Source organism: Microcella sp. (assembly GCF_030645145.1).
GTDB lineage: Bacteria > Actinomycetota > Actinomycetes > Actinomycetales > Microbacteriaceae > Microcella.
In genome coordinates this window covers 1-14,790 of sequence record NZ_JAUSMI010000056.1, presented here as the reverse complement: position 1 = coordinate 14,790, position 14,790 = coordinate 1, and the positions used below count along the sequence as shown (strand labels likewise).

The following is a 14,790-nucleotide window of genomic DNA, read 5'->3' as shown; positions in this document are numbered from 1 at the left end:
GAGGCCGCGCGCCGCGCCGTCCTCCGCCAGAAGCAGGTCGAGCGCGCCGCGCGCGTGGCTGAGTCGGTGCCCGCGGTGCTCGCCGCCGTCGATCGCGCCGTCGCCGAGGCCCGCGTCGAGCTGCACCGCGCCGAGACCGAGCGCCAGCAGCAGAACGAGGAGCTCGGCGAGCTCCGCCGCTCCGAGTCGGCGCTGCGCGAGCGCCTGCACGCGATCACTGAGAACGTCCACGGCCTCGAGCTGCAGATCTACGAGAAGAAGCTGCACCTCTCGCAGCTGCTCGAGCGCGCGGGCGACGAGCTCGGTCTCGTCGAGGACGTCCTCGTCGCCGAGTACGGTCCCGCCGTGCCGGTTCCCGACGACGACGCCCTGACCGCCGCAGCGCGCGCGGTCGCCGACGCCGTCGCCGCCGAGGCGGCCTCGCGCGTCAACCCCGACCCGGATGCCCCGCTCTTCGACCCCACGACCGACGAGGAGTCGGCGCGCGTCGCCGAGCTCGTCGCCGAGGGTCGCGCGCACCCGCTCGCCGCGCCCGCCGCCGGTTCCGATGAGCCGGGGGCCCACGCGGGCCGCCCGTTCGACCGGGCCGAGCAGCAGGCGCGCCTCGCGCGCGCCGAGCGCAAGCTCAGCCAGCTCGGCCGAGTGAATCCGCTCGCCCTCGAGGAGTTCGCCGCGCTCGAGCAGCGCCACAAGTTCCTCAGCGAGCAGCTCACCGACCTCGCCAATACGCGCCGCGACCTCCTCGCGATCATCGACGAGCTCGACGAGACGATGCAGCACATCTTCGCCGCGGCCTTCGCCGACACGAAGGACGCCTTCGACCGGGTCTTCCCGATCCTCTTCCCCGGCGGCACGGGTCAGCTGCTGCTGACCGACCCGGAGAGCATGCTCACGACGGGCATCGAGGTCACGGTCAAGCCCGCGGGCAAGAAGATCGAGCGGCTGAGCCTGCTCTCGGGCGGCGAGCGCTCGCTCGCGGCCGTCGCGCTGCTCATCGCGATCTTCAAGGCCCGACCGAGCCCGTTCTACATCATGGACGAGGTCGAGGCGGCGCTCGACGACGCGAACCTCGGCCGCCTGCTGACGATCTTCCGCGACCTGCGCGAGAGCTCGCAGCTCATCATCATCACGCACCAGAAGCGCACGATGGAGATCGCCGACGCCCTCTACGGCGTCAGCATGCGGCAGGACGGCGTGAGCGCCGTCGTCGGCCAGCGCGTGCAGGCGCCCGAGGAGCGCGCGAGCTAGCTCAGTCGCTTGTCGTCCCCATCGTGCACGCGCAGCCAGCGGTGGTCGAAGGCGTCGAGCGCGATCGACACGCGCCCCTTCTCATCGGCGACGACGCCGCCGTCGCGCAGCAGCTCGACGAGCTCCGCGTTCGGACCCATGCCGTCGGGCAGCGCGAACTCGATCTCCTGCGGGTCGGAGGAGAAGTTGTGCACGGCGATCATGCGCCCCTCCTGGCCCTGGACGGCGTGCACGAGCACGCAGTCGACGCCCGCGTCGATGATCGTGAGCTCGCCCCAGCCGATCTCGACCGACGCGCGGTAGCGGCGGATGAGCTTCTCGAAGAACGAGAGCAGCGAGTCGGGGTCGCTGCGCTGATCGGCCGCGTTGACGTGAGCGGGTCCGAATCCGTCGGGCGTCACGGGGGCGACGAGTCGGCGCGAGCGAGCGCGCGAGAACCCGCCGTTGGCGGCGGCGTTCCACTGCATGGGCGTGCGCACCGCGAGCCGGCCGGCCTGCTCCAGGTTCTCGCCCATGCCGATCTCCTCACCGTAGAAGATCACCGGGGTCCCGGGCAGCGAGAACAGGATGCTGTAGACCATGCGCACGTGACGCGGGTCGCCGGCGAGCATCGTCGGCAGGCGGCGGCGGATGCCCCGATCGAACACGCGCATCCCCTCGTCGGGGGCGAACGCCTCGAAGACCTCCATGCGCTCGGCCTCGCTGAGCTTGTCGAGGGTGAGCTCGTCGTGGTTGCGGACGAAGTTGGCCCACTGCGACTCCTGAGCGAGGACGGGGCGCTCGCGCAGCGAATCGGCGAGGGGCCGGGCATCCTGTCGAGCGAGCGAGAGGTAGAGCTTCTGCATCCCGACGAAATCGAACTGCATGGTCAGCTCGTCGGCCGCCTCGCCGCCGAAGAACGCGTACTGCTCCTCGAAGGGGAGGTTGACCTCGCCGAGCAGCACCGAGTCGCCCGCGCGCCGCGTGAGGTACTTGCGAAGCGAGCGCAGGAGCTCGTGCGGGTCGACGCCCGGGTCGCCGTCCTGCTTGAGGAACGGCACGGCGTCGACGCGGAAGCCGCTGAAGCCGAGCTGCATCCAGTAGCCGATGACCTTCGCGATCTCGTCGCGCACCTTGGGGTTGGCGAGGTTGAGGTCGGGCTGGTGGCGGTAGAAGTTGTGCAGGTAGTACTGGCCGGTCTTCTCGTCGAGCTGCCAGACGCCGTCCTCCTTGTCGGGGAAGACGTTGGTCGGCGCGTTCGGCGGGATCTCGTCGCGCCACACGTAGAAGTCGCGGAACGGGTTGTCCTTGCTCGACCGCGACGCCTTGAACCACGGGTGCTGGTCGGACGTGTGGTTGACGACGAGGTCGGCGATGACGCGCATGCCGCGATCCTTCGCCGTGCGCAGCACCTCGACGAGGTCGCCGTGGTGGCCGAGCCGCGAGTCGACGCCGTAGAAGTCGATGATGTCGTAGCCGTCGTCGCGCCCCGGGGTCGGGTAGAACGGCATGAGCCACAGGCACGTGACGCCGAGCTCGGCGAGGTAGTCGATGCGGTGAGCGAGGCCCTCAAAGTCGCCGACGCCGTCGTCGTTGAAGTCCATGAAGGTCTCGATGTCGAGGCAGTACACGACCGCGGTCTTCCACCACAGGTCGCCGGTGTCGGTCAGTCTCATGCTCGCGCTCCTGCCGGCTCTGCCCGCTCGGTGAACGCGGCGAGGATGCTCGGCGCGACCTGCTCGAGGAAGGGCCTCTGCTCGACCGGGACGTGATGGATGTACGCCCCGTCGTAGCCCGTGTCGAGCATCCGCCCCACCGACTCGACCACGTGGTCGGCGCTGTCGGTGACGACGACGGAGTCGCGCACGTCGTCGGGTCGCACGTGCGCCGCGGCCTGCGCGAACGCGCGGGGCGAGTCGAGATCCCAGCACAGGGGAGGGGCGAAGACGTTGGTGCGCCACTCGTGGAAGGCCGAGTCGAGGGCCTCCTGCTCGGTGCGCGCCCACGAGACGTGGATCTGCACGAGCACGTCGCCGCGGCCTCCGGCGTCGCGGTAGGCGTCGCTCACGCGGCGCAGCTTCTCGTCGCTCTGGTTGACGGTGATGAGGCCGTCGGCCCACTCGGCGGCCCACGCCGCGGTCTCGGGCGTGACCGCGGTCGCGATGAGCGGAGGCGGGGTCTCGGGTCGCGTCCAGAGCCGGGCGCGGTCGACCTTGACGAGGCCGTCGTGCGTGACCTCCTCGCCGGCGAGCATGGCGCGGATCACGTCGACGCACTCGCGCAAGCGCGCGTTGCGGACGGGCTTCGGCGGCCACGGGTCGCCCGTGATGCGCTCGTTGAGGTTCTCGCCGCTGCCGAGCGCGACCCAGTAGCGGCCGGGGTTCATGGCCTCGAGCGTCGCGATCGCCTGCGCGCTGATCGCGGGGTGGATGCGCTGACCGGGGGCGTGCACCTGGCCGATGCGCATGCTCGTGCGCTCGAGCGCGGCGCCCATCCAGGCGAAGGAGAAGGCGGATTCGCCCTGCTCCTCGCTCCAGGGCGCGAAGTGGTCGCTGCCCATCGCGTCCGTGAAACCGATCTCCTCGGCGAGGGCGACGGCCTCGAGCAGAGCGCGGGGCTCGATCTGCTCGTGCGAAGCGTGGAATCCGATGCGGGTCATGCGTCCTCCTTCGAACCCCCCGACCCTACGGAGTTCCGGCACCCGGTGGAGAGGACTCTCCCCGCGCGCTCAGCTTCGCGACGCGCGCCGAGCGCGGTAGCGGACGCCCGGACGCCCGGCCGTCGCGTAGTCGAGCGAGCGCTCGACGCGGCCGACGGCGGCGAGATGCTCGAGGTACCGGCGGGCCGCGACGCGGGAGATCCCGATGAGCTCGCCGATCTCCGTCGCCGAGAGCTCGCCGTCGGAGGGAACGGCGCGGTCGACGGCCGAGAGCGTCTCCGCGCTCAGGCCCTTCGGCAGCGGAGCGGGGCGCCGAGACGCACCGGCGAGGAGGGCGTCGATCGAGGACTGGTCGAGGTGAGCGCTCGCGGGGCTCCGCTCGAGGACGGAGCGCTGCAGCAGGATCTCGTCGAGCCGATCCTGCAGCTGCGCGGGGCCGAACGGCTTCACGAGGTAGTGGCGGACTCCGGCGGCGCGCGCCTGCCGCACGCTCTCCACATCGCGCGCGGCCGTCACGGCGATCACCTCGGGCTGCTGACCTCCGTCCGCGCGCAGCTCACGCAGCAGCTCGAGCCCGCTGAGCCCGGGCAGGTAGAAGTCGAGGAGCACCAGATCCGGGCGGATGCGCCGGATCTCCTCGAGCGCGGTCGGGCCCGTATGGGCGACCGCGGCGACCTGGAACCGCCCGTGCGCGATGACGAAGCGCTCGTGCAGGGTCGCGACCGCCTCGTCGTCGTCGACGATCACGACGCTCGGCACCGCGGTCATCGCGTCGCCTCCTCGTGCGCGGGGCGCACAGCGGGCAGGTCGATCACGAAGCGCGCGCCGCCGAGGGCGGGGGAGTCGTCCACGGTGGCGGAGCCGCGGTGGCGCTCGGCGATGCGGCGGACGAGCGCGAGGCCGATGCCGCGCTGGGGGGCCTGCCCGTCCGCGGTCCCCGGCGCATCCTTCGTGCTGACCCCCACGTCGAACACGCGCTCGCGCAGCGCGAGCTGCACGCCGGGCCCGTCGTCCTCCACGGTGATCGTCACGCGATCGTCCGTCCACGCGATGAGGAGCACGATGCGCGTGCCGACGCCGCCGACCTCCATCGCGTTGTCGACGAGGTTCCCGACGATCGTGACGAGGTCGCCCTCCCCGATGAGGCCCGTGCGCAGCCCGTCGCCGCCCTCCGGACGCGGGGCGACGTCGACCTCGAGCGACATCCCGCGCTCGCGCGCCTGGATGCGCTTGACCATCAGGAGGGCGGCCAGCTCGGGCTCGTCCTGCAGGGCGTCCGCCGCCTCGGTCCCGAGCGAGCCGCCCCGCCCCTCGCGTCGGACGACCGCGAGCGCATCCTGCGGCAGCCCGAGCTCGAGCAGACCACCGACGACGTGCATCGTATTCTGGAACTCGTGCGCCTGCGCACGCAGGCCGTCCGTGAGCGACTGCGCGCCCTCCATCTGTCGCACCGCATCGTGCAGTTCGGTGTGGTCGCGGATCAGGAGGGTCGCGTCCACCGCGCGGCCGTCGTCGCGGTGACGCCCGGTGCTCCGGGCGACGAGGATCCGCTCGCCGACGAGGACGAGCCTGCCCTCGCGCTCGCCATCGTCGAGAACGGCCCGGAGCCCCGGCTCGAGGACCTCCGCGGCGGGCAGCCCGACGAGCTTCCGGTCTCCCGCGGCCAGGAGGTCTCGCGCCGCGTCGTTCGCGACGGTGATCACCCCCGCGCCGTCGACGGCGATGACGCCCTCGCTGAGGCCGTGCAGCATGATCTCGTTGGCGTCCACGAGCGAGGCGATCTGCTTCGGCTCGAGACGGTAGATGCGGCGGCGGATGATCGCCGTGACGCCCGCCGCGCCGAGCACGCCGAGCACGGCCGCACCCCCGAGGGCGGCGAGAAGTGGCGTGAGGCTGCCGGCGTACTCCTCCCGGAGCGCGCTCTCGAGGATTCCGACGGACACCGCCCCGACGATGGTCCCGTCCTCGGCGAACACGGGCACCTTCACGCGCCACGACTCCCCGAGGGTGCCCGTCTCGGTGCCGACGAAGATCTCGCCCGAGAGGGGGACGGAGGGATCGGTCGAGACGGGCTCGCCGATTCGCTCGGGGTTGGGGTGCGAGAACCGGATGCCCTGCGCGTCGGTCACGACGACGTAGGTCACGTTCGAGGCCTCCCGGATGACCTCCGCGACCGGCTGGATCACCGCGCTCGGGTCGGCGGAGCCGTAGGCGTCGAGGATGACCGGCAGTCGAGCCACGGACTGGGCGACGGCCGTCATGCGGTCGAGGTAGGCATCGCGGAGGAGCCGCTCCTGGAGGGCTCCGACGAGGACGCCGGTGCCCGCGACGGTCGCGACGACGATGAGCGCCTGCAGCAGCAGGAGCTGGACGCGCAGCGACATCGATCGGCCCACGCCCTCAGTCTGCCGTGCCGACCACAAGTTCCAGAGCGACCAATAGTTACGCAAGCCCTCGGCGGCTCGCACCTGCCCGTCGCCCGCCCTACCGTCATCGATCACGCAGCACGTTCACCGCCCGCGATGACGCGGGCTCTCAATGAGGAGACAAGATCCATGCGTACCTTCACCACCGTCCTCGTCGCGGCAACGACCGCTCTCGCGCTCGGAGCGTGCGCCTCGCCCTCCGCCGCTCCCGACCCGGACGCTCCGGCGGCCGAGGCTGTCGCTCCCGACGCCGTCCAGATCATCGTCCCCGCTGACCCCGGCGGCGGGTGGGACCAGACGGGTCGCGCCGTGAGCGAGGTGCTCACCGCCGACGGCATCGTCGGCTCCGCCCCCGTCACGAACATCGGCGGCGCCGGCGGCACCGTCGGCCTCGCCGCTCTCGCCAACGAGACCGACCCCTACACGCTCATGGTCACGGGCCTCGTGATGGTGGGTGCGGTCGAGACCAACGCCTCGGAGCGCCGCCTCGAGGACACGACGCCCATCGCGCGACTGACCGAGGAGGCCCTCGTCGTCGTCGTTCCCGCCGAGTCGCCCTACGAGACTCTCGAGGACCTCGTCGACGACATCGTCGAGAACGGACAGGACGTCACGGTGACGGGCGGCTCCGCAGGCGGCGCCGATCACATCCTCGCCGGCCTCCTGCTCGAGGCCGCCGGGCTCGACCCCGCCGAGATCCCCGCGCAGCTGAACTACATCCCGAACTCCGGAGGCGGCGAAGCCGTCACGCTCATCCTCGGCAACAACGTGAGCGCCGGCATCTCCGGCGTGGGCGAGTTCGTCGAGCACATCGAGGCGGGCACGATGCGCGCGCTCGCCGTCTCCTCGGAGGAGCCGGTCGACAACCTGCCGGACGTCCCGACGATCAGCGACGAGGGCTACGACGTGGTCCTCACGAACTGGCGCGGGCTCCTCGCCCCCGGCGGCATCACCGAGGAGGAGCGCGCGGCGCTCGTCACGATCGCCGAGGAGCTCCACTCCTCCGACGCCTGGACCGAGACGCGCGAGACCCGCGGCTGGGCTGACGCCTTCCTCGTCGGCGACGAGTTCGCCGACTTCGTCGACGCCAACATCGCCGAGGTGGGGCAGACGCTGCGCACGATCGGTCTGCTGGCCGGCTGATGAGCTCCTCATCGACTCACGGAGGGGTCGGGCCCGCGCGGCCCGGCCCCTCCGGGGCGAGCGTTCCCGCCGCTGACGAGGCCGCCGCTTCCGACGGCCCTCGCTGGCGGGGGCGCCTTGGCGAGCTCGTCTTCGCCGGCCTCGCCCTCGCCCTCGGCGTCTTCGCGTTCGTGGGCGCTTCGAGCATCCGCGTCCCCGAATCGGCGAACGCCGTCGGGCCCACCGCGTTCCCGTACCTCGTCGGAGGCATCCTGATCGTCTCCTCCGTCGGCGTCCTCGTCGAGGTCCTCCGCGGCCGTGCGAGTTCGCAGGAGGAAGGGGAGGACATCGACTCCGCCGCCGCGACCGACTGGCGCACGCTCGCGAAGATCGTGATCGCCGTGATCGCGCACATCGCGCTCGTCACCGTCATCGGGTGGGCCTTCGCCGCCGCGCTGCTGTTCGCGATCGTCGCGTGGGCGCTCGGCGCGCGACGCTGGTGGGTCGCCGCTCTCGTCGGTCTCGCGCTCGGTCTCGCGATCCAGCTCGGGTTCGGCCTCGGGCTCGGACTCTCCCTCCCGCTCGGTCCGGTGCTCGGCCCGCTCCTCGGCGCCTAGAAGGGCCCCCTCATGGACAACCTGCTCGCACTGCTCGAAGGGTTCCAGGTCGCCCTGAACCCGGAGTTCCTGCTCTACGCCTTCCTCGGCGTGCTCATCGGCACGGCCGTCGGGGTGCTGCCCGGCATCGGGCCCGCGATGACCGTCGCGCTCCTCCTGCCGCTCACCTACACGCTCGAGCCGACCGCGGCTCTCATCACCTTCGCGGGCATCTACTACGGAGGCATGTACGGCGGCTCGACCACGAGCATCCTGCTCAACACGCCCGGTGAGTCCGCCTCGATCGTGACGGCGCTCGAGGGCAACAAGATGGCGAAGATCGGGCGCGGCGCCGCCGCGCTCGCGACCGCCGCCCTCGGCTCGTTCGTCGCGGGCACGATCGCGACGATCGGCCTCACGCTGCTCGCCCCCGTGCTCGCCGCCTGGGCCGTGAACCTCGCACCGGCGGATTACGTCGCGCTCATCGTCGTCGCGTTCGTCACCGTCGGGGCGCTCCTCGGCTCCTCCGTCTGGCGCGGCCTCGTGTCGCTCGGCATCGGGCTCTTCATCGGACTCATCGGCACCGAGGTGCTCACGGGGCAGGCCCGCTACACGTTCGGCCTCCTGCCCCTCGCCGACGGAATCGATGTCGTGCTCGTCGCGGTCGGGGTCTTCGCCGTGGGCGAGACCCTCTACGTCGCCTCGCGACTGCGTCGAGGCCCCGTCGCGCTCATCCCCGTCACCCGCGGGTGGCGGAGCTGGATGTCGCGCGACGACTGGCGCCGTTCGTGGCGCCCGTGGCTGCGCGGGACGGCGATCGGCTTCCCGATCGGCACGATCCCGGCGGGAGGAGCCGACGTGGCGACCTTCCTCTCGTACGCGACCGAGAAGAAGCTCAGCAAGCACAAGAACGAGTTCGGCCGCGGCGCGATCGAGGGCGTCGCCGGCCCCGAGTCGGCGAACAACGCAGCGGCAGCGGGAGTGCTCGTGCCGCTGCTCACGCTCGGCCTGCCGACGACCGCGACCGCCGCGATCATCCTGTCGGCCTTCCAGTCGTACGGGATCCAGCCGGGTCCGCAGCTGTTCCAGAACCAGCCGGCGCTCGTGTGGTCACTCATCGCGAGCCTCTACATCGGCAACGTTCTGCTCCTCGTGCTCAACCTGCCGCTCGTCGGGATCTGGGTGAAGCTCCTGCAGATCCCGCGCCCCTACCTCTATGCGGGGATCCTCACGTTCGCGGTGCTCGGCGCGTTCGCGGTGAACTTCGCCTTGACCGACATCGTGATCCTGCTGCTCATCGGCGTCCTCGGGTTCTTCCTCCGGCGCTACGGGTACCCGATCGCTCCGCTCGTCGTCGGGCTCATCCTGGGGCCGATGGGGGAGGCGCAGCTGCGGCGATCGCTCCAGCTCAACCAGGGCGATTTGACGACGCTGTTCACGCGGCCGTTCGCCGCGACCTGCTACGTCGCGCTCATCCTGCTCATCGCCGTGGGTCTGTGGCTGCGGCGCCGGCAGAGCCGGATGGAGAGAGCGCTCGAGGCGGCGCTCGCCGCCGACACCTCCGTCTCCGCGGCGGTGAACCGGATGTGGGAGCCGGGCGACCGCCCGACCGACATCACGACGTCGCAGCTCGTGATCCCTCCCGAGCCGGACGAGCCCGTGCGGCGCGGCCGGTGGCGATCGCGGCGCTCGGACGACGAGGAGGGCTGAGCCGCCCGGCGGGCCCGTGCTCGATCGTCGTCAGCGCACGACGGTCGGCAGCACGGGCTCGCCGCGGCCGAGGCGGAACGCCTCGAGCGGCAGCTCGGCGACCGCGGCCGCGTGGTGCACGCGCGCACGCCGCACGCCCTCGGGGCCGATCCAGCGCTCGTCCGCCTCGCCCTCGCGGATGAGCGCGACGGTGAGCGGGCGCACCGTCCCGCCGTGCGAGCCCTCGACCGCGGAGGACGCGTCCTCCTCGGGCACGCCGTCGCGATCGTCGTCGACGAGCACGTGCTCGGCGAGGGCCCGCCCGTCGTGCAGGAGCCGCTCGCCGCGCTTGGCCCCGCCGAGCGACACCTTGTCGGCGCTCTTCTTCGCTACGGGCATCCACGTCTCGGAGGCGTCGGCGCGGTGCGCGACGAGCTTGTAGACGAAGCCCGCCGCGGGGGAGCCGGAGCCCGTGACGACGGCCGTGCCGACGCCGAAGCTGTCGACGGGGGCGCCGCGGAGGGCCGCGATCGTGTGCTCGTCGAGGTCGTTCGTGACGGTGATGCGCGTGCCGGTCGCGCCGAGCGAGTCGAGCTGCGCGCGCACCTCGCGCACGAGCGCGGGCAGGTCGCCGGAGTCGAGGCGCACCGCTCCGAGGGTCGGCCCCGCGACGCGCACGGCCGTCTCGATCGCCGTGCGCACGTCGTACGTGTCGACGAGGAGCGTCGTGCCCGCGCCGAGCGAGTCGACCTGGGCGCGGAAGGCGTCCTCCTCGGTGTCGTGCAGGAGGGTGAATGAGTGCGCCGCGGTGCCCATCGTCGGGATTCCCCAGCGCCGCCCCGCCTCGAGGTTCGAGGTCGCGCTGAAGCCCGCGATGTAGGCGGCGCGCGCGGCGGCGACCGCGGCCTCCTCGCCCGTGCGGCGCGACCCCATCTCGGCGAGCGGGCGCCCGTCGGCGGCGGCGACCATGCGGGCGGCGGCCGTCGCGACCGCGGTGTCGTGGTTCAGGATGCTCAGCACGACCGTCTCGAGCACGACCGCCTCGGCGAAGGTTCCGGTGACCGTCAGCAGCGGCGAGTTCGGGAAGTACAGCTCGCCCTCCCGGTAGCCGTGCACGCTGCCCGTGAAGCGGTAGTCGGCGAGGTAGCGCAGCGTCGCCTCGTCGACGACGCCGTTGTCGCTCAGCCAGTCGAGCTCGGCGGCGCCGAAGCGGAAGTCGGCGATCGCCTCGAGCACGCGCCCCGTGCCGGCGACGACGCCGAAGCGGCGCCCGCCGGGAAGCCGCCGCCCGAAGACCTCGAAGACGCACGGCCGATGCGCGCGACCCGAGCGCAGCGCGGCCTCGATCATCGTCAGCTCGTAGCGGTCGGTGAGCAGCGCTGTCGTCACCCGCACAGCCTAGAGCTCTAGCGTTCGAGCGTGACCGACCCCACCCGCTGGCTCACCGGTGAGCGGCTCGGCCCGCACTTCGACGACGGCGGGCGCGTGATCCTCATCGAGAACCACGAGGTGTTCCGTCGCCGGCCGACGCACCGGCTCAAGGCGCACCTCTACCTGAGCGCGCTGCGGCATCGCGCGCGCGAGCTCGGTGACCGGGGCGAGTTCGTCGAGGCGCCGTCGTACGCCGCCGCGCTGCGCGAGCGCGGGCTCACCGGCGAGTGCCTCGAGGTGGTCGGCGCGACCTCGTGGGCGCAGGCTCGGCTCGTCGAGCGGCTCGGGGCGAGCATCCTGCCCGATCGGGGCTTCGTGACCGATCGCGCGACGTTCGCGGCGTGGGCGGAGGGGAGGAAGCCGACCCAGCTGCTCATGGACCGCTTCTACCGCGATGTGCGCGAGCGCACCGGCATCCTCATGGAGGGCGACCAGCCCGTCGGCGGGCAGTTCAGCTTCGATCACGACAACCGCGAGCGGCCGCCGAAGGGGGCGGTCTCGCTCGGGCTGCCCGACCCGTGGCGGCCCGTCGAGGACGACATCGATGCGAGCGTGCGCGAGACGCTCGATCGTCTCGAGGCCGACGGGGTGCGGTTCCTGGGGGCGGATGCTCCGCGCGCGTTCGCGGCGACGCGCGACGAGGCCCTCGCCGCCCTCGACGACTTCATCGGCACGCGGCTGACCGACTTCGGCCCGTTCGAGGACGCCTCGCTGCAGGGTGACGACACCATGGCCCACAGCCGCCTCAGCGTGCCGCTCAATCTGGGGCTGCTGCACCCGCTCGAGATCGTCGACCGCGTCGTAGCGGAGCACGCCGCGGGGAATGCCCCGCTCAACAGCGTCGAGGGCATCGTGCGGCAGCTCATCGGCTGGCGCGACTGGGTGTGGCACCTGTACTGGCACCTCGGGCCCGACTACGTCGAGCGCAGCAACTTCCTCGCGGCGACGACGCCGCTGCCGGCGGAGTGGTGGCAGCTCGACGGCGCGCAGATCGAGGCCCGCTGCCTGAGCCACGTGCTCGACGGCGTCGGCCGCACGGGTTACGCGCACCACATCCAGCGCCTCATGGTGCTCGGCAGCTTCGCGCTGCAGCGCGGCTACGACCCGGCCGAGCTGACGGCGTGGTTCCAGGGCGCGTTCGTCGACGGCACGCCGTGGGTCATGCCGGCGAACGTCATCGGCATGAGCCAGTTCGCCGACGGCGGCATGGTCGCGACGAAGCCCTATGCGAGCGGCGGGGCGTACATCGACCGCATGAGCGACTTCTGCGGGTCGTGCCGCTTCTCGCCCTCGAAGAGGCTGGGCGAGGATGCGTGCCCGTTCACCGCCGGGTACTGGGCGTTCCTCGACCGGGTCGAGCCGCGCATCCGCGGCAACCACCGCATGGCGCAGCCGCTCGCGGGGCTGCGCCGTCTCGCCGACCGCGAGCAGGTCGTGGCGCAGGAGCGCGCCCGCACACGCTACTGAGGCCCCCCTCTAGACTCTCGGGGTGAGCAGCGCGCCGATCGGAGTCTTCGATTCCGGCGTCGGCGGCCTCACCGTCGCCCGCGCGATCATCGACCAGCTGCCGCACGAGCAGCTGCTCTACCTCGGCGACACCGCGAACGGCCCCTACGGCCCGCGCCCGATCGCCGAGGTGCGCGAGCACGCTCTCGCCGTCCTCGACGAGCTCGTCGACCAGGGCGTCAAGGCGCTCGTGATCGCGTGCAACACGGCGAGCGCGGCGATGTTCCGCGACGCGCGCGAGCGCTTCGAGCAGGGCCACGGCATCCCCGTCATCGAGGTCATCCAGCCCGCCGTGCGCCAGGCGGTGCGCCGAACCCGCACGAAGCGCATCGGGGTCATCGGCACCGAGGGCACGATCCGCTCGGGCGCCTACACCGACGCCTTCGTCGCCGACCCCGAGCTCGTCATCACGACCGCAGCCGCCCCGCGCTTCGTCGAGTTCGTCGAGGCCGGAATCACGACCGGCCCCGAGCTCATGGCCGTCGCCGCCGAGTACTTGGCCCCACTGCGCGAGGCCGAGATCGACACGCTCGTGCTCGGCTGCACGCACTACCCGCTCCTCGCCGGAGCCATCCAGTACGTCGTCGGCCCCGAGGTCTCGCTCGTCTCGAGCGCCGAGGAGACCGCCTACGACGTCTACCGCCGCCTCATCGAGCACGACCTGCTGTCGCAGGCGACGGATGCCCCGCGCCACGTCTTCGAGGCGACGGGCCCCGACACGCAGCGGTTCCGGCAGCTCGCCGCCCGCTTCCTCGGCCCCGAGGTCTCGCACGTCGAGACCTTCGCGACCGGCACGATCCCCCTCCCGAAAGGCACCCCATGACCACGATCGCCGAATCCACGGGCCTCGGCTCGAGCAAGCGCGCCGACGGCCGCGCCGCCGACGAGATGCGCCCCGTCACGATCGAGCGCGGCTGGAGCGCCCAGGCCGAGGGCAGCGCGCTCATCACCTTCGGCGGCACGAAGGTGCTGTGCACCGCGAGCTTCACGAACGGCGTGCCGCGCTGGCTCACCGGCAAGGGCAAGGGCTGGGTCACCGCCGAGTACGGCATGCTGCCGCGATCGACCAACAGCCGCATGGACCGCGAAAGCGTCAAGGGCAAGGTCGGCGGCCGCACCCACGAGATCTCGCGCCTCATCGGCCGGAGCCTCCGCGCCGTCGTCGACATGAAGGCGCTCGGCGAGAACACGATCGTCATCGACTGCGACGTGCTGCAGGCCGACGGCGGCACGCGCACGGCCGCGATTACGGGCGCCTACGTCGCGATGGCCGACGCGATCGAGTGGGGCCGCGCGCAGGGCTTCATCGGCAGGAAGGCCGTCGCCCTCAAGGACTCGGTCGCGGCGATCAGCGTCGGCATCATCGACGGAGTTCCCCTGCTCGACCTGCCCTACGTCGAGGACGTCCGCGCCGAGACCGACATGAACGTCGTCGTCACGGGTTCGGGCAAGTTCGTGGAGGTGCAGGGCACGGCGGAGGGCGCGCCCTTCGACCGCGCCGAGCTCGACGCGCTGCTCGACCTCGCGCTCGGCGGCTGCCGCACGCTCGCCGAGCACCAGCGCGAGGCGCTCGGCCTGTGAGCGGTACGGGCTCGGACGGATCCGTCACGAGGATGCGGGTCGTCGTCGCGACGCACAACGCGCACAAGGTGCAGGAGCTCCAGCGCATCCTCGGCGCGCACGTCCCCGGTCTCGAGCTCGTCGCCTACGACGGCCCGGCCCCGGAGGAGGACGGTGACTCGTTCGCCGCGAACGCCCTCATCAAGGCTCGAGCTGCGGCCGCGCACAGCGGGCTCCCCGCGATCGCGGACGATTCCGGGATCTCGGTGGATGCCCTGGGCGGCGCCCCGGGCATCCACTCGGCCTACTACTCGGGGCAGCGCGATGACGCGGCCAACGTGCGCCACCTGCTGCGCTCGCTCGCCGCCCTCGGGGCCGACGCCGACCGCACCGCGCAGTTCACGTGCGCCGCGGCGCTCGTCGACCCGACCGAGTCGGTCGACGGGGCTCCGTTCGAGACCGTCGAGCTCGGGGTCTGGCCGGGCCGCGTCGCCGCCGAGGCCGCCGGCGGGGGAGGGTTCGGCTACGACCCGATCTTCGTGCCACTCGAGTTCGCCGGCGACCCGGCGCGCAC

Annotated in this window: 13 protein-coding genes; 8 read left to right on the top strand and 5 right to left on the bottom strand. The window is 72.2% G+C overall.

Translation table 11 applies throughout. The features are described from left to right. A partial coding sequence (locus Q7T15_RS03410) for an AAA family ATPase (protein ID WP_304693281.1) occupies positions 1-1,248 on the top strand: 1,248 nt, incomplete at its 5' end. Here the strand turns inward: Q7T15_RS03410 and Q7T15_RS03405 are convergent. The 4 genes from Q7T15_RS03405 to Q7T15_RS03390 all read right to left on the bottom strand — a co-directional run bounded on the left by Q7T15_RS03405 (position 1,245) and on the right by Q7T15_RS03390 (position 6,282). Continuing rightward, complete coding sequence (locus Q7T15_RS03405) at positions 1,245-2,903, bottom strand: alpha-amylase family protein (RefSeq protein ID WP_304693279.1); 1,659 nt, start codon at positions 2,901-2,903, stop codon at positions 1,245-1,247. The two genes, Q7T15_RS03410 and Q7T15_RS03405, sit on opposite strands and share 4 nt — an antisense overlap. Further along, a complete protein-coding gene (locus tag Q7T15_RS03400) occupies positions 2,900-3,886 on the bottom strand; it encodes a TIGR03885 family FMN-dependent LLM class oxidoreductase (protein WP_304693277.1) in 987 nt (328 codons plus the stop codon). The genes Q7T15_RS03405 and Q7T15_RS03400 overlap by 4 nt, the downstream gene beginning before the upstream one ends. Positions 3,887-3,955: 69 nt before the next feature. Continuing rightward, positions 3,956-4,654, bottom strand: a complete 699-nt coding sequence (locus Q7T15_RS03395) for a response regulator (protein ID WP_304693275.1) — start codon at positions 4,652-4,654, stop codon at positions 3,956-3,958. Then, positions 4,651-6,282, bottom strand: coding sequence for a sensor histidine kinase (locus tag Q7T15_RS03390; RefSeq protein ID WP_304693273.1), 1,632 nt, complete (start codon positions 6,280-6,282; stop codon positions 4,651-4,653). The genes Q7T15_RS03395 and Q7T15_RS03390 overlap by 4 nt, the downstream gene beginning before the upstream one ends. 159 nt (positions 6,283-6,441) lie before the next feature. Here Q7T15_RS03390 and Q7T15_RS03385 point away from each other — a divergent pair, with 159 nt between their 5' ends. The 3 genes from Q7T15_RS03385 to Q7T15_RS03375 are packed head-to-tail and all read left to right on the top strand — an operon-like array spanning position 6,442 to position 9,740. After that, on the top strand, positions 6,442-7,455 hold the full coding sequence (locus Q7T15_RS03385; protein ID WP_304693271.1) for a tripartite tricarboxylate transporter substrate binding protein: 1,014 nt from the start codon (positions 6,442-6,444) through the stop codon (positions 7,453-7,455). Continuing rightward, complete coding sequence (locus Q7T15_RS03380; protein ID WP_304693269.1) at positions 7,455-8,051, top strand: tripartite tricarboxylate transporter TctB family protein; 597 nt, start codon at positions 7,455-7,457, stop codon at positions 8,049-8,051. Before Q7T15_RS03385 ends, Q7T15_RS03380 begins: the two co-directional genes overlap by 1 nt. Positions 8,052-8,063: 12 nt before the next feature. Then, positions 8,064-9,740: a tripartite tricarboxylate transporter permease gene (locus Q7T15_RS03375; RefSeq protein WP_304693267.1), complete on the top strand. Its 1,677-nt coding sequence runs from the start codon at positions 8,064-8,066 to the stop codon at positions 9,738-9,740. Between the two features lie 30 nt (positions 9,741-9,770). Here Q7T15_RS03375 and Q7T15_RS03370 read toward each other — a convergent pair whose 3' ends face one another. Continuing rightward, the gene (locus tag Q7T15_RS03370) at positions 9,771-11,114 is read right to left on the bottom strand and encodes a nicotinate phosphoribosyltransferase (RefSeq protein ID WP_304693265.1); all 1,344 of its coding nucleotides are present in this window, start codon (positions 11,112-11,114) and stop codon (positions 9,771-9,773) included. A 24-nt stretch (positions 11,115-11,138) separates the two neighbouring features. Between Q7T15_RS03370 and Q7T15_RS03365 the strand changes: the two genes are divergently transcribed. From Q7T15_RS03365 to Q7T15_RS03350, 4 genes are all read left to right on the top strand, one after another. Then, positions 11,139-12,617 carry a cryptochrome/photolyase family protein gene (locus tag Q7T15_RS03365; protein ID WP_304693263.1) on the top strand — a complete coding sequence of 493 codons (1,479 nt, stop codon included), beginning with the start codon at positions 11,139-11,141 and terminating at the stop codon, positions 12,615-12,617. Positions 12,618-12,639: 22 nt separating this feature from the next. Beyond that, on the top strand, positions 12,640-13,479 hold the full coding sequence (murI, locus tag Q7T15_RS03360; RefSeq protein ID WP_304693261.1) for a glutamate racemase: 840 nt from the start codon (positions 12,640-12,642) through the stop codon (positions 13,477-13,479). Then, positions 13,476-14,237, top strand: coding sequence for a ribonuclease PH (rph, locus tag Q7T15_RS03355; protein ID WP_304693259.1), 762 nt, complete (start codon positions 13,476-13,478; stop codon positions 14,235-14,237). Before murI ends, rph begins: the two co-directional genes overlap by 4 nt. 32 nt (positions 14,238-14,269) lie before the next feature. Next, positions 14,270-14,790: non-canonical purine NTP pyrophosphatase (locus tag Q7T15_RS03350; protein WP_304693283.1), on the top strand; the 521-nt coding region annotated here is incomplete at its 3' end.

Coding starts and splice junctions, on each gene's coding strand:
- Q7T15_RS03405 (WP_304693279.1), bottom strand. CDS start 2,903: ATGAGACTGACCGACACCGGCGACCTGTGGTGGAAGACCGCGGTCGTG.
- Q7T15_RS03385 (WP_304693271.1), top strand. CDS start 6,442: ATGCGTACCTTCACCACCGTCCTCGTCGCGGCAACGACCGCTCTCGCG.
- Q7T15_RS03380 (WP_304693269.1), top strand. CDS start 7,455: ATGAGCTCCTCATCGACTCACGGAGGGGTCGGGCCCGCGCGGCCCGGC.
- Q7T15_RS03375 (WP_304693267.1), top strand. CDS start 8,064: ATGGACAACCTGCTCGCACTGCTCGAAGGGTTCCAGGTCGCCCTGAAC.
- Q7T15_RS03400 (WP_304693277.1), bottom strand. CDS start 3,886: ATGACCCGCATCGGATTCCACGCTTCGCACGAGCAGATCGAGCCCCGC.
- rph (WP_304693259.1), top strand. CDS start 13,476: ATGACCACGATCGCCGAATCCACGGGCCTCGGCTCGAGCAAGCGCGCC.
- Q7T15_RS03395 (WP_304693275.1), bottom strand. CDS start 4,654: ATGACCGCGGTGCCGAGCGTCGTGATCGTCGACGACGACGAGGCGGTC.